Origin of the sequence: Mesorhizobium sp. M0514 (assembly GCF_040321145.1) — a bacterium.
Classification (GTDB): Bacteria; Pseudomonadota; Alphaproteobacteria; order Rhizobiales; family Rhizobiaceae; genus Mesorhizobium.
Map to the genome: position 1 here is coordinate 60,746 of NZ_JAMYQZ010000013.1, position 18,725 is coordinate 79,470.

The 18,725-nt window shown below is 59.6% G+C and carries 24 protein-coding genes; 18 read left to right on the forward strand and 6 right to left on the reverse strand.

The features are described 5' to 3' along the window. Nucleotides 1-54: 54 nt before the first annotated feature. Both NKI61_RS08340 and NKI61_RS08345 read right to left on the reverse strand, forming a co-directional pair. The gene (locus NKI61_RS08340; RefSeq protein WP_023723872.1) at nucleotides 55-525 is read right to left on the reverse strand and encodes a chromate resistance protein ChrB domain-containing protein; all 471 of its coding nucleotides are present in this window, start codon (nucleotides 523-525) and stop codon (nucleotides 55-57) included. Continuing rightward, nucleotides 522-1,496: a Fe-Mn family superoxide dismutase gene (locus tag NKI61_RS08345; RefSeq protein ID WP_352839155.1), complete on the reverse strand. Its 975-nt coding sequence runs from the start codon at nucleotides 1,494-1,496 to the stop codon at nucleotides 522-524. The genes NKI61_RS08340 and NKI61_RS08345 overlap by 4 nt, the downstream gene beginning before the upstream one ends. 184 nt (nucleotides 1,497-1,680) lie before the next feature. Here NKI61_RS08345 and NKI61_RS08350 point away from each other — a divergent pair, with 184 nt between their 5' ends. The 3 genes from NKI61_RS08350 (at nucleotide 1,681) to NKI61_RS08360 (ending at nucleotide 5,137) form a co-directional block, all read left to right on the forward strand. Then, on the forward strand, nucleotides 1,681-2,580 hold the full coding sequence (locus NKI61_RS08350; RefSeq protein WP_352445396.1) for a chromate resistance protein ChrB domain-containing protein: 900 nt from the start codon (nucleotides 1,681-1,683) through the stop codon (nucleotides 2,578-2,580). Nucleotides 2,581-2,597: 17 nt separating this feature from the next. After that, nucleotides 2,598-4,013, forward strand: coding sequence for a chromate efflux transporter (chrA, locus tag NKI61_RS08355; RefSeq protein WP_352839156.1), 1,416 nt, complete (start codon nucleotides 2,598-2,600; stop codon nucleotides 4,011-4,013). A gap of 86 nt (nucleotides 4,014-4,099) precedes the next feature. Further along, complete coding sequence (locus NKI61_RS08360) at nucleotides 4,100-5,137, forward strand: Cj0069 family protein (protein ID WP_352839157.1); 1,038 nt, start codon at nucleotides 4,100-4,102, stop codon at nucleotides 5,135-5,137. A 229-nt stretch (nucleotides 5,138-5,366) separates the two neighbouring features. On the opposite strand, the gene NKI61_RS08365 is transcribed toward NKI61_RS08360, so the two are convergent. Beyond that, a complete protein-coding gene (locus NKI61_RS08365; protein ID WP_352839158.1) occupies nucleotides 5,367-5,960 on the reverse strand; it encodes a TetR/AcrR family transcriptional regulator in 594 nt (197 codons plus the stop codon). Between the two features lie 204 nt (nucleotides 5,961-6,164). Here NKI61_RS08365 and NKI61_RS08370 point away from each other — a divergent pair, with 204 nt between their 5' ends. From NKI61_RS08370 to NKI61_RS08390, 5 genes are all read left to right on the forward strand, one after another. Next, nucleotides 6,165-6,977, forward strand: a complete 813-nt coding sequence (locus NKI61_RS08370; RefSeq protein ID WP_352839159.1) for a class I SAM-dependent methyltransferase — start codon at nucleotides 6,165-6,167, stop codon at nucleotides 6,975-6,977. 154 nt (nucleotides 6,978-7,131) lie between these two features. After that, nucleotides 7,132-7,659, forward strand: coding sequence for a hypothetical protein (locus NKI61_RS08375; protein WP_352839160.1), 528 nt, complete (start codon nucleotides 7,132-7,134; stop codon nucleotides 7,657-7,659). Nucleotides 7,660-7,746: 87 nt separating this feature from the next. Continuing rightward, nucleotides 7,747-8,391 carry a DUF1007 family protein gene (locus NKI61_RS08380; RefSeq protein ID WP_352839161.1) on the forward strand — a complete coding sequence of 215 codons (645 nt, stop codon included), beginning with the start codon at nucleotides 7,747-7,749 and terminating at the stop codon, nucleotides 8,389-8,391. A 20-nt stretch (nucleotides 8,392-8,411) separates the two neighbouring features. Beyond that, on the forward strand, nucleotides 8,412-9,128 hold the full coding sequence (locus NKI61_RS08385; RefSeq protein WP_023669894.1) for a HoxN/HupN/NixA family nickel/cobalt transporter: 717 nt from the start codon (nucleotides 8,412-8,414) through the stop codon (nucleotides 9,126-9,128). A 482-nt stretch (nucleotides 9,129-9,610) separates the two neighbouring features. Beyond that, nucleotides 9,611-10,954 carry a hemolysin family protein gene (locus NKI61_RS08390; RefSeq protein ID WP_352815065.1) on the forward strand — a complete coding sequence of 448 codons (1,344 nt, stop codon included), beginning with the start codon at nucleotides 9,611-9,613 and terminating at the stop codon, nucleotides 10,952-10,954. A 581-nt stretch (nucleotides 10,955-11,535) separates the two neighbouring features. Here the strand turns inward: NKI61_RS08390 and NKI61_RS08395 are convergent. Beyond that, nucleotides 11,536-11,802, reverse strand: a complete 267-nt coding sequence (locus NKI61_RS08395) for a hypothetical protein (protein WP_352839162.1) — start codon at nucleotides 11,800-11,802, stop codon at nucleotides 11,536-11,538. A 97-nt stretch (nucleotides 11,803-11,899) separates the two neighbouring features. Here NKI61_RS08395 and NKI61_RS08400 point away from each other — a divergent pair, with 97 nt between their 5' ends. After that, nucleotides 11,900-12,037 (forward strand): YHYH domain-containing protein, encoded by a 138-nt coding sequence (locus NKI61_RS08400; protein ID WP_023669898.1) that lies wholly within the window; start codon nucleotides 11,900-11,902, stop codon nucleotides 12,035-12,037. A gap of 126 nt (nucleotides 12,038-12,163) precedes the next feature. Beyond that, complete coding sequence (locus NKI61_RS08405; protein WP_156933401.1) at nucleotides 12,164-12,403, forward strand: hypothetical protein; 240 nt, start codon at nucleotides 12,164-12,166, stop codon at nucleotides 12,401-12,403. Between the two features lie 281 nt (nucleotides 12,404-12,684). On the opposite strand, the gene NKI61_RS08410 is transcribed toward NKI61_RS08405, so the two are convergent. Next, nucleotides 12,685-12,915 (reverse strand): hypothetical protein, encoded by a 231-nt coding sequence (locus NKI61_RS08410; RefSeq protein WP_352839163.1) that lies wholly within the window; start codon nucleotides 12,913-12,915, stop codon nucleotides 12,685-12,687. 3 nt (nucleotides 12,916-12,918) lie between these two features. Next, on the reverse strand, nucleotides 12,919-13,248 hold the full coding sequence (locus tag NKI61_RS08415) for a hypothetical protein (RefSeq protein ID WP_245265537.1): 330 nt from the start codon (nucleotides 13,246-13,248) through the stop codon (nucleotides 12,919-12,921). 65 nt (nucleotides 13,249-13,313) lie between these two features. Between NKI61_RS08415 and NKI61_RS08420 the strand changes: the two genes are divergently transcribed. The 8 genes from NKI61_RS08420 (at nucleotide 13,314) to NKI61_RS08455 (ending at nucleotide 18,557) form a co-directional block, all read left to right on the forward strand. Then, nucleotides 13,314-13,613 carry a hypothetical protein gene (locus tag NKI61_RS08420; RefSeq protein ID WP_352560455.1) on the forward strand — a complete coding sequence of 100 codons (300 nt, stop codon included), beginning with the start codon at nucleotides 13,314-13,316 and terminating at the stop codon, nucleotides 13,611-13,613. A 44-nt stretch (nucleotides 13,614-13,657) separates the two neighbouring features. Then, nucleotides 13,658-13,945 (forward strand): hypothetical protein, encoded by a 288-nt coding sequence (locus NKI61_RS08425; protein ID WP_352839164.1) that lies wholly within the window; start codon nucleotides 13,658-13,660, stop codon nucleotides 13,943-13,945. Between the two features lie 26 nt (nucleotides 13,946-13,971). Then, nucleotides 13,972-14,664 (forward strand): SOS response-associated peptidase, encoded by a 693-nt coding sequence (locus NKI61_RS08430; protein ID WP_352560458.1) that lies wholly within the window; start codon nucleotides 13,972-13,974, stop codon nucleotides 14,662-14,664. Between the two features lie 194 nt (nucleotides 14,665-14,858). Next, complete coding sequence (locus NKI61_RS08435; RefSeq protein WP_352560460.1) at nucleotides 14,859-15,122, forward strand: hypothetical protein; 264 nt, start codon at nucleotides 14,859-14,861, stop codon at nucleotides 15,120-15,122. A 584-nt stretch (nucleotides 15,123-15,706) separates the two neighbouring features. Next, entirely contained in the window at nucleotides 15,707-15,991 is a 285-nt protein-coding gene (locus tag NKI61_RS08440; RefSeq protein ID WP_352560659.1) for an ATP-dependent DNA ligase, read from the forward strand. A gap of 284 nt (nucleotides 15,992-16,275) precedes the next feature. Next, a complete protein-coding gene (locus NKI61_RS08445) occupies nucleotides 16,276-17,625 on the forward strand; it encodes a hypothetical protein (protein WP_352839165.1) in 1,350 nt (449 codons plus the stop codon). Next, on the forward strand, nucleotides 17,622-17,972 hold the full coding sequence (locus tag NKI61_RS08450; RefSeq protein WP_352560464.1) for an antitoxin Xre/MbcA/ParS toxin-binding domain-containing protein: 351 nt from the start codon (nucleotides 17,622-17,624) through the stop codon (nucleotides 17,970-17,972). Before NKI61_RS08445 ends, NKI61_RS08450 begins: the two co-directional genes overlap by 4 nt. A gap of 3 nt (nucleotides 17,973-17,975) precedes the next feature. Beyond that, the gene (locus tag NKI61_RS08455) at nucleotides 17,976-18,557 is read left to right on the forward strand and encodes an RES family NAD+ phosphorylase (RefSeq protein ID WP_352560465.1); all 582 of its coding nucleotides are present in this window, start codon (nucleotides 17,976-17,978) and stop codon (nucleotides 18,555-18,557) included. Nucleotides 18,558-18,725 lie beyond the last annotated feature (168 nt).

Here is an 18,725-nt window from a genome sequence, read left to right on the forward strand (position 1 = left end):
CAAACCGAACCCGCTCAGCCGGATGAAATGGCAAGTGGTGCATCCGGTCAGACATCATGCCACGGCCGGCTTCGAGACTGGCGGCCAGCTATGCGTCTCAGCCTTGCGGCGCGAGGCCCAGGCGTAGAGCGCGTCATAGATTATGAACCCGTGTTTCAGAACCTCGTGGTCATCAGACGTCAGGTCCCGCAGCCCCATGGAGATCGCGAGCAAGCCCGCCGATTGTGGTGTGAGATCGTGCTGGTCGGTATCGGCGCCGCGCACAATCGCGGCAATGGTCACGATCGCCGGGTCGCGCTCGAGTCCGTATTTCGCGACGAAGGTATCGAAACTGCAACCGTCGCCGACATGGGTGAACTCAACGCCGGCTACGTCGTATGGCGTCGCGCCCGTCTCCTGGGCAACTGGGATCACTTGATCAGGCGACACAAAGAGAAACTCAGGTTCCTTGTCGATAAAGCGCGCAATCAGCCAGGGGCAGGCAATGCGATCGATGACCGGACGTTCGCGCGTAACCCATTTCATGACGCAATCCCTTCTTCGCTCATCACCAGAGGGACGGTTGGTGCGCCAATCGCATGCCAGGCAGCGATGCCGCCTGAAAGCGCACTTGCGTCGACGCCGCGGCGGCGCAGTTCAACGACGGCGTCGCCGCTGACCTGGAAACCGTAGACACAGTAGACGATGACCGACCTGTCTCTAGGCAGTTCACCCGCCCAATCGGCGATCGTCTCGGGAGCTCGCAGCTTGGCTCCTGGCAGCATATCGCTGCGTTTAGCCAGATCCTCGGCAAGGCAGACGTCGAGCACGACGAGATCGTCCCCTTTATCGAGACGCGCCCGCAGTTCCTCTGGCGCGATCGCTGGAACCGTGTCGTCAGATGCAGATCCTGTTGAAGGATCACGCTGCGAGAGAGCCCGGCGGTGGCGGGCAGAGACTCGTTCCCAATGGATGTTCTTCATGAACGCGTCGACATAAGCGCCAGACTTGGCGCCGAAATCCATGTGGTAGGCGTGTTCGTACATGTCGAGCGCGAGGATCGGAATGCTGCCGGCAAGACAGTTGGTGTGATCCGCGGCCCATTGTATCGTCAACCGGTCGCGGCGCTCCGACCATGTCAGCAGGGTCCATCCCGAGCCGCCCGCTTGCGCCTTTGCGCAGGCCATGAACTTGGCGCGCCAGGCGGTCACGCTGCCAAAGTCGCGCTCGAGTGCTGCCGCGAAGTCGCCGCCGGCATCTCCGGAGCCACCGAGCCCATCGAAATAGATTTCGTGGAGAACCGCCGAATTGGCTGCAACCAGCTCCTCGCGCTTCAGGCCGTTGATGTCGAAGGCCGGCGCTTCGCCCCAGTCGAGTCCGTCGAGCCGGTGTTCGATCGCATTGAGGCGGCGAACGGCACCGCCGTAATTGTTTTCGTAGTGGCTTGCCAACAGCCGCTCGGACAGGCCGACGAGGAGAGGCGGCTTGAACGGCAGCGGCATGATCTGGTGTGGCATCGGTTCCCCTTTGCGGCACGGCCCGTCCGTGAGGAGACGAACGTTATGCTCAAATGGAAGATGATACAAGTGTTGCAATTCAGATCCATCATGATACGGTTCGCCTATGATTGAGGGGCAAGCACAGGAGCAGCGCTGGCTGCTTTTGATTCATCAACTGCCAAGCAAGCCCGCTTATTTTCGGGTGAAGATCTGGCGACGGTTGCAAGGCATCGGCGCGGTTGCAGTCAAAAGCACCGTCTACGCCTTGCCGGCCAATGCCGAGATGCAGGAGGATTTCGAATGGCTCCTCCAGGAAATCGTCGCGGGCGGTGGTGAGGCGATGTTGTGCGAGGCACGTCTCGTCGACGGCCTGTCGGATGCCCAGGTGAGGGCGCTGTTCGACGCCGCCCGAGACGTCGATTACGCGGAGATCATCAAGGAAGCGCGCGAACTGGCCGATTCGATTAAGATGAACCCGACATCGGGGAGACATGCGGAAGCGCGTTCGCAACTCGGCCGCTTGCGCAAGCGGCTTGCCGAAGTCGTTACGATCGATTTCTTCGGCGCAAGCGGTCGCCTTGCTGTCGAGGGACTGATCGCCGAGCTCGAGGCACAGCTTATAGAGGACAAGGCCATGACCAAGGAACAAAAGAACGCGGCCGAGCCGGGTGAGCTCAAGGGCCGGACCTGGGTCACGCGCTGGGACGTGCATGTCGACCGGATCGCCTGCAGTTGGCTGATCCGTCGCTTCATCGATGCCGATGCAACGATCCGCTTCGTGGCGGGCAAGGGATACGTGCCGAACGAGGGGGAATTGCGCTTCGACATGTTCGAGGGCGAAATCACCCATGAGGGCGATCGCTGCAGCTTCGAAGTTCTGCTTACCCGCGCCGGCATCAATGATCCGGCACTCCAGGCCATCGCCGAGATCGTCCATGACATCGACCTCAAGGACAACAAGTTCGGTCGCGAGGAGGCGACTGGGATTGCCAGTCTGATTGCAGGCATCGCCATGGCGAACGAGAGCGACGAACAGCGGATCGCGCAGGGTGCTCCTGTCTTCGACAACCTCTATCAGTATTTCCGCAAGAAACGCGGATGACCGCAGGGACTCAAACTATGGCCAATCTGGAGCAGTCCGTCACGACGCCGCCATCTCTGGCCGAAACCCACGACCATGACATTTCGTTTGCGGACGCCATGCGAGTGTGGGCCCGCGTTGCAATGCTCAGCTTCGGCGGCCCGGCCGGCCAGATCGCCATGATGCATCGGATCGTCGTTGAGGAAAAGCGCTGGATCGGCGAGACGAGATTCCTGCTTGCGCTCAACTACTGCACGCTGCTGCCCGGTCCGGAGGCGCAGCAATTGGCCATCTATATTGGCTGGCTCATGCACAAGACCAAAGGCGGCCTCGTCGCGGGAATCCTGTTCGTGCTGCCAGGCGCGGTCGCCATCATGGTCCTGAGCTGGATCTACGCCATCTTCGGCAACGTTGGCGCTATCCAGGCGCTCTTCTTCGGCCTGAAGGCGGCGGTTCTGGCCATCGTGCTCGAAGCGGTCCTGCGGATCGGCAGGAGGGCGCTCAGGAACAATGTGATGGTCGGCCTCGCTGCGGCAGCCTTCATCGCCCTGTTCTTCTTCCATGCATCGTTCCCGCTGGTCATCCTGGTTGCGGCCGTGATCGGCTACGTCGGGGGCAAGATGGGTTGGGCCGCATTCCAGCCAGGCAATGGACATGGCAAGCTTGGTGGCAAGCAGGTCGATGATGTCGACTCGGCGCTTGGCGAAGGGATGCCGGCGCATGCCCGGCCATCCATCGAGTGGTCGCTGAAGATTGCGGCGGTGTTTCTGCTGCTATGGTTCGTTCCGGTCCTTTTCTTGTTGCTGTTTCTTGGGCAAGGCAATGTCTTCACCGACATCGCCATCTTCTTTTCCAAGATGGCGGTGGTGACGTTCGGCGGGGCCTATGCGGTGCTTGCCTATGTCGCCCAGCAAGGAGTCGAGCACTATGGCTGGCTGAAGCCTGGAGAAATGCTGGATGGCCTCGGCATGGCCGAAACAACGCCGGGTCCGCTGATCATGGTCACTCAATTCGTTGGTTTCATGGGAGCATTCCGGGAGCCGGGGGTTCTTAACGCGTTGGTCGCTGGAACGCTCGGCGGCCTTCTGACGACGTGGGTGACCTTCGTCCCGTGCTTCCTGTGGATATTTCTCGGCGCGCCGTACATAGAGACGACGCGCAGCAACAAGGCCCTGTCAGCCGCACTGTCGACCATCACGGCAGCGGTGGTTGGAGTGATCCTGAACCTCGCGGTGTGGTTCGCGCTTCATGTCCTGTTTCGCGATTTGCATGAGATCGGCTTGCTGGGCATGAGGCTCGACGTGCCAGTCCTCGGTTCCATCAACATTCCGTCTCTCGTGCTGACCCTCGGTGCGATGCTGGCGGTATTCCGCTTCAAGGTCGGCGTGATCCCGGTGCTAGCGGCATGTTCGATCCTGGGCGTGCTTTTCGGCGTCGCGGCGGGCTCGATCTAGGCCGATCTTTCTGCTCGGATGCGAGCATCGCAGTCTATTTCGTATCGGGGCTGTCTGATGGGCGAGCAAGTAGGAGGCGAGGTATAATGGGCAGGAGGCGAGTGGCTGTGGTCTGGCGCGGTGACCGGGAGGCGCGTCGCACGGCGACACCGCAGAACAACCGGTTTCATCGCGTGTTCGAGGAACTCGCTGCGATCGGTGTTCACGCCGAACCGGCCGTTTATGACGAAGAGTTTGCCGAGGAGGTTCGGACCCAGCTCCTGGCGACGGACGGCGTGCTGGTCTGGGTCGATCCCTTGCACGAGGGAAAAACCCGTGCGGTGCTTGACCCGCTGCTGCGCGACGTGGCGGCACGCGGCCCCTGGGTGAGTGCACATCCAGACGTGATCCTGAAAATGGGCGTGAAGGAAGTTCTGCACCGTACGAAGCATCTCGGATGGGGAACCGATACTTACCTCTACGGCTCCGCCGAGGCTTTTCGCGAGGCGTTTCCGGAGCGGCTTCGAACGGCCGGTCCACGGGTGCTGAAGCAGAACCGCGGCAATGGCGGCCAGGGAGTATGGAAGGTCGAGCTGATCGGTTCGCTTCCTGGCGGAGAGCCGGCGGTTCGGGTGCTGCACGCGCGACGCGGCAGTACGCCGGAAGAACTCGCACTGCCGGATTTCATGGCGCGCTGCGAGGTGTATTTGACACCCGATGGCTGCATCGTGGATCAGCCATTCCAACCGCGTTTAGCCGACGGGATGATCCGCTGTTACATGGGCGCCGACAAGGTGGTCGGCTTTGGCCACCAGTTCATCAAGGCCCTAATCCCACCACCTCCTGAAGGGCCAGATTCCGAGGCTGCGCAACCAGGGCCGCGGATAATGCATCCCGCCACGGCCGAACCGTTTCAGGCGCTGCGGACCAATATGGAAACCGGGTGGACGCCGCAAATGATGGCTGTGCTAGGCATCGATGCCAGGTCGCTGCCGATCATTTGGGATGCCGATTTTCTCTACGGACCACGGACTGTGTCAGGTGAAGACACGTATGTGCTTTGTGAGATCAACGTCAGCTCGGTCTTTGCCATCCCCGATCAAGCGCCGGCCGAAATAGCTCGACTCGTTGCCATGCGATTTTGAATCGACGAAGATTGGCGGTCCGAGTGGGGCTCTGGCCGAACGCGGTTCGGCGGTCAGTCCGATGGTCGCCGGACCCCTGCTTGCCGTTTCCGGTTTCGGCTGACCAATTCTGATCGCGGTGGCTTGAACACCATCTACGAAATCCTTTTGCTCACGACGTTTCGCAAGATTCGGCCGCCCGAGGAACGTTAGCCTCAACCGGCGCGAGATCTGGATTTGGAAGCTCTTGCTAGGGTGACCGACCCGGAAGAGCTGAACCCGCCATCCGCTGGAACAGGTCGTCGACCTGGGCCGGCGAGAGGCTGGCGTCCTCGGCGATCCACCAGGCAAGCACCGAGAGAAAGGCTCCCGATATGAACTGGACGACGAATTCCAGCGGCACGCCCGCGTCGCCGATCCGCTTGCCAGACAGTTCGGTTCGCACTGCGCGCCGTATGCGTTCACGCAATTGATCGTGGATCGTGTCGCCGCTGCTCGCAAGTAGCGCCTTGTGAAGCGACCGGAACGCCCGCGCGTGCTCGAACATCGGCAGGCTGAATTCGAACGGGCGGTTGCCTGTCTTTTCGTCTGCCGACACGCGCCTGCTCAGCGACAGCAGATGCGCCTCAAGGGCCGCGCTGCGCAATTCGTCCTTGCCGGCATAGTGCCTATAGAAGGTCGACCTGCCGACATCAGCTTTCTGGCAAATGTCTTCCACGGTGAGAGCCGCATAGCCGCACTCTGGGATCAGGGCAATCAGCGCGTCCTGCAGCATGGCGCGCGTGCGCGCGACACGACGGTCGATCGTACCCCTGTCGTCGGGCCGCTCGATTTTAATGGTCATTGCTCTTTCCACCGTGCGGTTTCGGACGTTCAGCGGTCCGTTGTCCAGCAACAGCGCTACTGGACAATCTGTCCAGTATGATACGCCGAGTCCAGAAGCTCAAGAATGCCTTGAGCACTCCGGAAACGGACGAGGAGGCAAAAGGAAATGCACCAATTTGGTCATCGGGCTGGAAACGGACAGCATTCGCGAAAGGGCGTTATTATGCTTGCCGTGCTCGTCAAACCGTCGCTGGTCGCCGGTTTTCTGCTAATGCTTCATTTCGGGGACGGCTATCTCAATGCCGGTGCTTGGACGGCTGCAGTCCACGGCCTCATCCTCGCCGCGGTCGCGGCATTCGCACTCTGGGGCGGCTTTCGTCACATGCGGACCGCCGGCGCGCATGGCGCCGGCGAAAGGGGCATCGGCATCGTCCTGCATAGGGCGGTCGGCTATGACCTGCTTGCGCGCGTCCTGACTTGGGGCCGCGAGGACCGGTTCCGTGAATTCATGCTGCGTCTGGCAAGGCTCCAGCCCGGCGAGGCGATGCTCGATGTCGCCTGCGGTACGGGCACGCTTGCCATAGCCGCGAGACGGTTGGTCGGAGCGGTCGGACGCGTCACGGGCGTCGACGCATCGGTCGAAATGGTCGAGAGGGCGCGCGTCAAGGCTACGCGAGCCGGCGTTGATCTGACCTTCGTCCAGGCGACGGCCCAGGAACTTCCCTTCGAAGATGGCCAATTCGACATCGTGATCGGTACGCTCATGCTGCATCACCTGCCGAAACCCGACCGATCGACCTTCTTTCGTGAAGCGGAGCGGGTTCTGAAGCCGGGAGGCCGACTGCTGCTTATCGACTTCGGAAGGCCGCTGCACGAATCCACATTGCCGAGGCTCCATCGGCACGGGCATATCGACATGAATGCGGTCGGAACTCTACTGGTCGAGACAGGCTTCAGGATCGACGATACCGGCGCCGTCGGGACCATGAACCTCGATTATGTGCGCGCGACCACGGACAAGATCCTGCCTGCCTGAGCGCGGCATGCCGCGGCGACCGGACCGGGCGCGCCGCCGCCAGGAAGACGCGCGGGCCGGTAGTCGCGGGCCGCGCTGCATTGCGTGCATAGCCGCCGCGGCGCTATCTTGCCGATTGGCTATCCCGGCCTGCTTCGATACGCGAGTCTACCGAATGCCCAAGACCTACTTGTCCTTGACGCTTGCGGCCGCATGGTTGGCATCACCGCTTGCGCATGCCGATGGCGTCGACCGGGCGCTGGATGCCTTCCACGCGACATGCCTGGCGCACGGCCCCGACTTCGAGCGAACCGCGACATTGGCAAAGACGCGCGGATGGACGCCGCTCGTCGACGGCGCGGCACTTGCTCCTGTGGATGCCATGAAGGCGTTCCGCGGATGGCAGGTCACCGGCGACGACCATCCGGCCGGAACGATGGTCGCGGTGACCAGGGCGACCATGGACGTCAGGTCCGTCCAGACCTGCTCGCTCAAGCTTTTCGATGTCGACCGCGCCGAGTTTGAAAAACGGTTCTTCCACCGCACCGACGCCGAAAAAATCGGCGAGGAGAGGAAGGGCAGGCAGGTTTCCCGGCTGTTCATACTGATCGCGGGCAATCGCAAGCAGCTCGTGCATTTGACGTCGCCAGCCGTTCGGGGCACAGCGAACGCCATCATAGCAAGTTCGATCGTCGATGATTGAAAAGGCTTCGCGGGCCGCGTCCCAATTTAGCCTGCTTGCGCTGCCAGATCACTCGGTTGGCGCGCAATGACGAGAAAGCGAGCGCAAATGCGACTGACCAGCACGATTTTTGGCGTGGCGCTCCTGCTCGCCTCCACCGTCGCGGCCGGCGCTCATCCTCATGTCTTCGCGGAAGCCCGTTTGGACCTAACGGTTGGCGCTGACAAGTCGGTCAAGTCGCTCAAGCATCTCTGGCGGTTCGACGAGCTCTTCTCCTCGACGGTGCTGATGGAGTTCGACAAGAATTCCGACCTTACTCTCGACGCCGAAGAACTCGACGCCGCCGCCCTCACCATCCATGCCTCACTGGAAGAATACAATTATTTCCAAATGGTCACTGTGGAAGGCAAGGACGTGGTGATGACGCCGCCGGCGAGGCTGGTCACTAGCTACGAGAACAATCAACTCGTCATCCAATTCGAGACGCAGCCGAAAGACACGTTGGCGCTCGCCGGCAAGGTGAGCATCGGCGTCTACGATCCGACCTTCTACACCGCGATCGATTTCACCGATGACGATAAGATCGCCGTGGCTGGCCTACCGAAAGATTGCACGAGGGCCGTCGTCCGCCCCGATCCGAATACCGCAATCGCACAGAATCAGACGAAATTGACGGATGCCTTCTTCAGCGATCCGACCGGAACCGATCTCGGCAAGATATTCGCGACACGCCTTGAATTGACGTGCGGTTGAAGCGGCGGAACGGATAGAACGTGTTTTTCCAAACCCTGGTCGAGTTTCAACGCACGATATACTTGGCGCTCGCCGAACAGATCAAATTGCTGTCAGCCGGGGGCGACTGGCTGGCGTTCACTGCCTTCCTGCCGATGGGTGTCCTGTTCGGAGCTGCGCATGCTTTGACACCCGGACACAGCAAAGCCGTGCTGGCTACCTATTTGGCCGGATCGGATGCCAGCATCCGTCGCGGCCTACTGGTGTCGCTGACACTCTCCTTCACCCATGTCACGATTGCCGTTGTGATTGCAGCCCTCTCGTTGCCATTGGTCTCGATTGCGCTGGGCAGCGTCGGCCGGGCGCCACTTTTGGAGGATGTCAGTCGTGGCCTGCTCGGGTTAATTGGTCTGTGGATGCTTTGGCGGGCGCTCAGCCACGGTCATCACCACCAGCATGAAGGCGAGGTTGTGGGCGTCATGGCCGGCCTGATCCCATGTCCATTGACGCTCTTCGCGATGACCTTCGCGATCTCAAGAGGTGTTCCGGTCGCGGGCATACTCTTTGCAATCACCATGATGGCCGGCGTGGCACTGACGTTGTCTTGCGTGGCAGTTCTGTCGATCCTGTTTCGGGAACGGCTGGTGCATTTCTTCGACCGTCGGCCGCGCCTGTTCGATGTGATATCGCGAACTATCGAAGGTACCGCCGGCCTTATTCTTACTGGCGTGGCTGTATGGCAAATCTCGTCGAAATGAGGAAGTTTGACCGACCGCCAAGGCCACAGCGATCCTCATAGGGATCACATTGCAATTAACGACGTCGTGCCATTAAGTGCCGGCACGCGTGGTTCGGGTTTGGGTTTAGAACATTGAGCGACCGTCAGAAGATCATTTGGATGATAGCGCTGGCGATCCTCGCCGGCATCGCGGTGATATTGCTAAATCACTGGATCAAAGGCGATCTCTACGCGGCGGGTCCATTGACTTCGACTACCCAGACGCCACATTTAGTTCGGCCGGCATGACCGGTTCTTTTTCTATCCGATTTCTGGCCCGCCGGTTCGCGCCGGCGGATTTTTTTGCGGGGGTAGGATACTCAGCGCGGATTTGGCTATCTTGCCCCTGATTGTCAGAGGCGGAGCTGCGGTGATCGCTCCGCAATGATGGCCAACGGCGGTTCCACGACGGCGGCATACGCGCTTGAGAGATGAGAGTGGCTGTTTCATAAAGAGGATATCATGCCTGCGGACGATGGTAGTCTACGCGACATTCTTGGAATTCTGTTGGTTCTCCTACTCGTAGGCGCCAACGGTTTCTTTGTCGCCGCCGAATTTGCGCTGGTCGCGGTTAGACGAAGCCGCGTCGACGAATTGGCTACAGCTGGACGCTCGAACGCCAGCCTGCTTCAACGGGCTTTGGTGAATCTCGATGCGAACCTTGCAGCAACTCAGCTCGGCATCACCATCTCATCGCTGGCGCTCGGTTGGGTCGGCGAGCCTGCACTCGCTCATCTGATCGAGCCACTCCTCTTGGGAGTGATGGGGTCGCTGGCCACGGCAGCTTCGCACACCATTGCCGTCGCAATCGCCTTCATCATCATAACCGCGCTACACATTGTCCTGGGTGAACTAGCGCCGAAAAGTCTGGCGCTCCAGCGCAGCGAGAGCACGGCACTTCGGGTCGTACGCCCTCTCGGTCTGTTCCTGTTCCTGCTCAGGCCGGCGATCCTTGTTCTCAACGGTCTCGGCAATCTGGTGCTGCGTCTGTGCGGTCTGCGTCCGGGCACAGGCGAGGAGTCCTTGCATTCGCCCGAAGAGCTGAAGCTGCTCGTGGCGGCAAGCCAGGAGGCAGGGCTCCTTCATCAGACGCAACAGGAACTGGTCGAGCGTGTCTTCAACATCGGCGATCGACGCATTGCCGACATCATGACACCGCGACGCGATATCGACTGGATCGATACCGACGACATCCCTGACGAGATTCTGCGCACCATCCGGCAATGTCGCCATGAGCAGCTTCTGGTCGGCCGTGGGGGGATAGACGAACCGCTTGGCATGATTCTGAAGAAGGACCTTCTCGACCAGGTGCTCGACGGCAAAACGCTTGACCCGATGGCGGTCATCCGAGAACCTTTGATCGTTCACGAGGCAACGCCGATTTTCCGTGTACTCGATCAGTTCAAGCGGACGCCGGTGCGCCTGGCGATCGTCATCGACGAATATGGCGCTCTGGAGGGGATCGTCACCCAGACCGATCTGCTCGAAGCCATCGCAGGCGACCTTCCTGACCTGGACAATGAGGACCCTGATGTCATCGAGCGCGATGACGGGTCCTTGCTCATCGACGGAATGATGCTGGCGCACGATGCGTTCGCTCGCCTAGGATTCCGATCGGGGTCTGCCGAAGGGGATTTTCACACGATCGCTGGGTTCGCCTTGTCCCGCCTTGGGCACTTGCCGGAAGCCGGTGAGCACTTTGACTACGAGGGCTGGCGCTTCGAGATCCTCGATATGGATGGAAGGCGGATCGACAAGCTGCTCGCTCGCCGTGAGCCGCCTACATCCAAGCCGGCAACCAGTTGAGACTGACCGCGCGACAGGCCGGTAAGCCGGCCGGCCTTTTGCGCGCGAATCCCACTTTTCGAACCCACGCTTCCACAGTAGACCCTATCCACAAACGCCCGTCAGTTCGCCCAGGACGCGTATCCGCTGGAGTCACAGTGACTGGTGAGCGTCTTCGCGTCGCGCTATGTGATCAATGGAACCGACAGTTGAGGGTCTAAATGGACGCCAAGAGCGCCGTCTGGCTGATTATTGGGGTCCTGGTGGTGCTAGTGGTGGCCTTTCTCACCGCAATGGCATTCGGGCTGCTATGAGTCAGCCAGGCTGATCGACACTCGCCACAGGCCGTTGTGGCGCCAGGGCGGTGGCACCCCCATTACCACAGCGACTGCGCGACGGAGGGATATGTCGGTTGCGTGTCGACGAACGACCACAGATGCGGCATGCGGCAATTTTTTGCGGCGAAGAATGATTTTTGAATCGTGTACAGAAGTCATGGCCAAGACCAATCCCAAATCCCCTGATTTTCCGCCGCCGCGCCGTTGACCCGCTTTGAGAAAGCCGAGTTCGCGAAGCTTTGCGAACCGAAAGGCCGTCGCAAATCAACTTGCGCCGACAGATGCCTCGCTGGTCTGTGATCTGGTAACGGCGAGGTCGCGCTCATCGCCATGCGAGCCCTGTTCAAGCGCGCTGTGGCCGATTGCAGCGACTCCGAATTTCTTTCGACGAAACGACATCTGCTGTCGATCACCAGCGGCATTGACCGGACAACGGCGGCCACGCAAAAGATGGCCGCGCAATTGGGCGTCTAAGCCCGTCGCTCGCCATTTCATCGGCCGATCTTGATGCGCGGGAGCAATATTGGACATTGAAGATCGGCACTTAACCAGCAGGTAATTTGCAATCAGCCAGTTGTGCTAACTCCACGATAGTGCTCTTCTGTCCGAATTATCTTGGGAGGGCGATATGAAATCTACAATTCTTGCCGCCATGGCGGCTTTGACCATGTTGGCATTTTCGGTGGATACCTTCGCACACGGCGGCGGCACCGATGCCAATGGGTGCCATACCAACCACAAGACTGGCGAGTATCACTGCCACTGATATCAGGACCAAATTGCGTGCTTTGGGTTCGTGCGAGTAGGCATATTCGCGGCGCCTAGATAGCAGCGTTGCTCACCGTGGGGGGCGCAGATGAGAATTCGAAGGCTGTTCCACTTGGGCACATTGATGCTTGCGGCGGCATCAGCTACGCCATGTCATGCGCAGGGGACTTTCGGAGGAAATGACTGCACCGAAGATTGTTCCGGGCATAAAGCTGGCTACGACTGGGCTGAGCAAAATCAGATTTCCAACGACAGCGACTGCAGCTCAAACAGCCAATCATTTAATGAGGGCTGCCAAACATTCGTCGAAGACCCGTCTCGCGGTTCGGACGAAGACGATGAAGGCGAAGAGATAGACGACTGAGATACAGCGCTGATTCGGATAAGGATCCAGCCGGCGGCTTCCCGTCGTGTAGGCGCGGTCGCTTTTGGTGTGGCATCTTTCATCGGCTGCGCTCATGCCGAAGACGCGTGCGACCCAAACTACGCGGGAGCCTGCGTTCCAATCGCCAGCGAGTCGATTGCTCCTCCGGAAGGGCAATGGTCTGCCCTAGGTACGCGGCCCGGTCACTGTTGTCGGCACGGATATCTATGATCTGGACCGCGACGGCGATGGGATCGGCTGCGAAAACGTCTAGAGCCACGCTACGGCTTGGACGGCCCTGTCCCGTTCCACTGGATGAACGCCACTTCCTTCGCGGTGACTTCCCGCACGGCTTTCAACAGCACCTCATGCAGGACGCGCGTCTGCCGGTAGTGGTCGCTATGGGGCGATATAAACGGCTTGATGATACTTAAGTGCAGTGCCTCCGCTGCCGTCACAAAGCGCTCAATTTCAGCCTGTGATAATTGCTGCGAACCTTTCGACCTGGCCATGTCCTATCCTCGAAATCTCTCTGTGTGCCAGACGACCTTGCCGTCGATCTTCATCGGCTTGTGGATCATCAAGCGCTTCGGCAGATGCTCGGGATGCACCTCCAGCAAGGTAATTTTGATCTGTGGCTTGCAGCGGTTGCAGTCGAATTTCAGCTTCTGAGGATCGACGCCTCCGCCATAGACCATCATCAGGTCGGCCGACCGGCAGTAGCGGACGTTGCCGCAACTGCACTCAGCCTTCACAAGCATGTTGTGCCGGGTCGCCTTTCCCAGCGTGTCGATCGGGTCGTGCGCCATAACGCCTAAAAGAGGAACATATTCCTCATCAGTCAAGATCATCTTGACTCTGTCGTTCTCATTTTGTTCACTGTCGGCACGATAGCCACAGGACGCGAGCCATGCAGCTCAGTTTAGAGATCAAGGGCGCTCTGCCTGAAGAAAAACAGCGAGGGATCGAAGCCGCAAAAGCTGTCTTTGCCGCAGCTGGGATATCGCCTGAGCAGGCGGCCGATGGAATGTTCGCGTTAGAAGGCTGGGATGACACCAGCTTTTCGGCCGACGAAGAGCCTAATGATGATGACGACAACGCGGCGAGCGTTTGGATGGATGCGAACAGAGCGGCAATAGCTGCGTGCTGCGCCAATTGGCCAGTCGACGCAGTCCCGGAAAACCACCTTTTCCTTGAACTGGTAGAGTGACGCGAGCCGAGCCACGCGCGCGGTCGCAGCGAAGGGGAGAAATTATGATTGATGTGCTTTACACCGCCGAACAACGGCACGACGAGCTGACTGCCAATATTATGCGCGACCGCCCGGAAATCGAGAAGGCGGTGAAGAAGGCCTGCAAGGTCTTGAACAAGCTCACGCCTGACGGCGCCCTATATGCGAGCGGCTGGATTATCACCGATTTGATCGTCAGCCTCATGCCGAACGAAGAAGAGGCGAAGGAGCTGTTCCGTATCGTGCAAGGCCAGATCGAGCGCGAATTCAAGACCGCATACGCCAATCTAGCGCGCGGACCTGTAAATTAGCGCGGGCTGCGAATTAGGGGCAATTTATGTGCGGACGCTACACCAAATATCTGTCGTGGTCGGAAATCCAGCGGCTGTACAGACTGACGGCGCCGGCGGAGACGGGCCGCAATGACGAGCCACGTTACAACATCGCGCCGACCCAGGATGTCCCATTCGTAACAGCCGGTGAAGACGGCAACCACAAGCTCCGCGAAGGGCGCTGGTGGCTGGTCCCCTTCTGGGCAAAGGAGATGCCGAAGGCGGCGATGTTTAATGCGAGAATTGAGGGCATCGATACAGCTCCGGCCTTTCGCGACGCCTTCAAATCGAAGCGCTGCCTGATCCCGGCGGATGGCTTCTACGAATGGACCATTTCACCGGCGGACGGCAAGAAAGATCCATGGCACATTTACCAGCCAGACCACGCGCCCTTCTCGTTCGCCGGCCTCTGGGCCTACAATTCCAATCTCGACATCACCAGCTGCACCATCATCACAGAGCCTGCGGGCGACCCGATGAAGCAGTTGCACGATCGGCAGCCGCTTATCCTCGACCAAGCCTACTATGACGCGTGGTTGGATCCTGGGACACCCAAGGACAGTCTCAAGGACATTCTCCGCCACGACATCGACGGCGAGCTTCAATTCAATCGCGTTGGTCGTGAAGTGAATACGAGCGCCGTCAACAAATTGCCCAACGACTATCCCGGCCTTGTCGGGCCGATCAACCCGTTATGAGCGACGAACCGAGCCGGCTTGCCGAAGGCATGACAGCGCCGCCGCGCGACCGACGACGCGTTGCCAATCATCCGTGCGAGCACCCCGGCTGCGATAAGGATGGAGGTTTCGGCTTTGCCCGGCCGCGGCAGCCATCGCACTGGTTCTGCCTGAAGCATCGCGACGACGGGGAACGGTTCCTCTAGGAGGTTTGAATGTCGGACAATATGCTGCCCACGCAGACCAAGCCGAAGCTGATTGTGGTCGTTGCGTTTGATCGATGCGAAGACGGCGAGCTTTTTGCCGCTTACGGTCCCACCGACCAGCAAAGCGAAGAACGCGCAGTCCGCACGGCTAAGGCTCTGTCGTCAGGCCACGTTGGTGTCATAGCCTGGAGCCGTGATGCAGACCCAGCGCTCGGTGACTATGGGCCGCCCACGACGCTATTCGTCTGCGGCGACGTTCCGGACATGGAATAGCCAGACGTCAAACGGGTCGGGTCGGCCCAAGGCCTATCGTGCGTGTGTTGCCTGGTTTGCCGACCTTGCGAGACTCGGCCGGGCCAGCATCGCCCCGCCACCCCCACATGTGCCTCATCTCACACGCCCGCTGCACTACCTCCACTTCGTCGCCGACCTGCTGCACCTCAATGGCCATGACGTGCGCGACTCTTTCAGACCAACTCGCCTATGTATCGGCCAATCCTATCGTCGCCGATCAGCGGCGACACAGTCGAGAAAAGCAAATGCGCGCGAACGATGCCGGTCGCATCCATATCCTGAATGCAAACGATGACCGCCGCGGACGGGGACAGTCGGTCCCGCGTCCCGTCCTGCGGCCGGCGCTATGCTGACGCTCCTACGGCTGTCCTGTTAACCGCCCGCGGCGGGGGCGAATTTCCTCCGTCCCGCGCGCGACAATGTCCGCATTCGCGGACGCGCGCAGGACTGCGGCTTATGCGCCGTTCTTCCTTTGAGCGCCGACGATCGCCGGCGCGGGATGCTTGGGCATGGAACCGAATCCCAGGCAGGGTATTGAATCGGACCATGGACCCGAGATCCGCATGTCGGCTGTAGATGGCACCCTCAGCATCAGCAAAAGGCGCACACGGCGCAGAGACTCAGAATCTATCCCTACATATCCGCTGCCGGCATTTCGGTCCTTCCAGCTCTGCACATTGACTGACCACATACCGGTGGGCGGGGATTGGCTCTTCGAGATGAAGTTCGATGGCTATCGTGCCCAAGTCGCCATCTCCGGCTCGAACGTTGTCGTCTATACCCGCAATGGCCACGACTGGACCCGACAGTTCCGGTGCCGGCTGGCTTGGCGCGATCCTCGTCGGTAGCCTCGCAGCCGGGTTGACGAGAGCCCATGCACCCTATTTCAAACTTCATTGAGGAGGTTGGACAAGCGGGCAGCCGCAGGTTCGCTGTATTGCCTCCAAGCCAATATCGACAATTCGTCATAATGAACAACGGAACATACAACGAACAGATTATGGCCTTTGGAAATCGAGAACGGACCCATCATCTGAGATGCAGACCTAAAATAAGCTTGCTTTTGACGTTTAAGTTTCATACATAGAATTTGTGAAACAGAAACGTCGCAATGGCGAGTTAGGCTCTTCACGTGGAAAATGTCATCCCATTTCCGTATGCGGTCTCTCCGATTCAACCGGTTGGTCATTTCATTCGCCTCGGCGAATCCGGCTATAACAAGCTCGCTGATCTGCATGCGGCGGGTCGGTTTCCGGCGACGCGGATTGTCGTTGAAGCCTCACGTATCAAGCACCAAAAGGAGCTCATATCGTCATTGCGCGCGGGCGGCGCCGAGTTCGTGCTTGATACGAAAGTGGCCGAGCTTTCGGTTTTGGAGAAGTTTTCGGGCTATGCGCGTTACGCCCGATGGTCGGCGATAGGTCAGGGCAAGCCCCTTGCTCCCGAGCATTTCGAGCCGAAGCATGCCGGTGACATTTTTGGTCAGATCGCACGCATGGCCCTGGAGTATGGAATGGACGCCGTATTGGCGCCGAGCCATTTTCTGGGCGATCCTGGCTTCGACGGGTGGTTCAAGATTGACCGCGCATCATGTCTAGCGTTGCGCAACGCGCTCGACCGCGAGGGCGGCAGCCATATCGCCATCGACTATCAGCTGATCGTGCCGCACACGAAGCTCAATGATGATATCACCCGCAGTGAGATCCTCGATGGTTTGCACGATCTTGCCTACGACAATCTTTGGATTCGTGCATCGGGATTTGGGCATAGCTCGGGTCCACTGGCGACGCGCCGCTTCATCTCGGCTCTCACCGGGTTGCACAATCTCGGAAAGCCGATCGTTGCGGATTACCTAGGCGGGCTGAACGGTCACGCAGCGTTGGCATTCGGAGCGATCTCGGGGCTTTGCCACGGCATCGGCGAGAAGGAAAGCTTCGATGCGCGCTCGTGGCATTTGCCGGTCGAGAAGAAGGAAGATGGCAATTTCGGCCGTGCAACCCGCGTGCTGATTTCCGGCATTGACCGATCGGCGACGGTGCCGGAATTAGAGCTTATGGCCGGTGCCTACGGGGCGCGCCAGTTGGTGACGTGCTGCGATCGGGCTTGCTGTGCACATGGCCTCAAAAGTACGCTGGCCGATCCGCGTCAACATGCTACCTATCAAAGCTTCACCATGATCTCGGAACTCGCCTCCGTGCCCGATCACAATCGTGCAGGGCATTTCCTGAACGGGCGCATGGTCGAGGTCGACCGCAAGGCGCGTCAGGTGAAGGATTTGCAGTTCGATGCAGCGAAGGCAGCCGAGCGAAATATCGATGTGGCAAAATTGACCAAGCGGCTGGCCGATCACAGCAGGCAGGTCGGAAAAATGCGACTGACCCTTGAAGATTTGCATGAAAGCCGGGCAAATGGCGCACCACGCGCGCGACCGATCGCTCAGCGCGGCAATGGACAACGACTAGGCATGGCAGGTTCCAGATGAGTATGGTGCAAGAGGGCGCAGTCGTCCGGTTTTTAGGCGAGCTGCAAGATCTTGGCGGTCTCAAATTCACCGACATCGCCAACATAACCGACGTGTCCAAGGCGACCGTCTCGCGGTGGAAAGCAGGCTCGATAAAGCCCCACCCCCGTAACGAACTGATCCTATCCGATCTGCACTACATCGTCGGGCGTTTGCAGGAGTACTATACGGCGGATGAGATTCGCTCCTGGCTCTATGCACGCCATCCGCAGCTCGAAGGGCGACGGGCGATCGAACTCATCAATCAGGGCAAATCGATCGAGGTGTTACAGATTCTCGATCGTCTCGAGGCCGGGGCGTATCTGTAATCCATGACAAGGAAGACTACACCTCGAGACAGCAAACTCATCGATGCTCTCGAGGTGTTTCCCCATACACCGCTTGGGACCACCGCTTGGCGCGTGGTGCGCGATGGGCGCGACGTTACCCAATGCAGCGCATCCGGCGGAAGATGGGACGACGGCACGTTCGATGTTCTCTACACATCGCTGGCGCGTGACGGAGCGATCGCCGAGATGTACTTTCATCTCCTGCGAGGCCAGCCGGTTTTCCCGTCCAGGGCGCAGTTCCGTCTCTTCGAGCTCAACGTGTCGCTGGGCGAGGTACTGCGGTTGCCAACGTTGCCTGAGCTTGCGGCGCTCGGTCTCGATACGACGCGCTATGGACAATTATCCTACGCCGAACGCATGATGGAATATCCTCGGACGCAGGAAGTCGCGGAAGTAGCGCATTTCATGGATTTCGATGCTCTGCTGGTGCCCAGCGCCAGATGGCCTGCTTCGAATTTAGTGATTTTCTGCGATCGCCTGGCACCCGATAGTCTGGAGATCGTCCAGGACCACGGCCTCATCGACTGGCAGGCCTGGCAGCGTGCGACCAAGGTGGCAGTTTGACCCCACATGCATCCGACCATAGCCGCGGACGGTCGTATGTGTTCGCGCTATTCCGACCGGCTACGATGCCGTCACCCTTACCGAGATCACGCTTCGCTACGACATCTGGCGCACGATGATTTCCCCCCTGTAAACGAGGATCCCCTCCCGATGGTTGCGCGATAATAC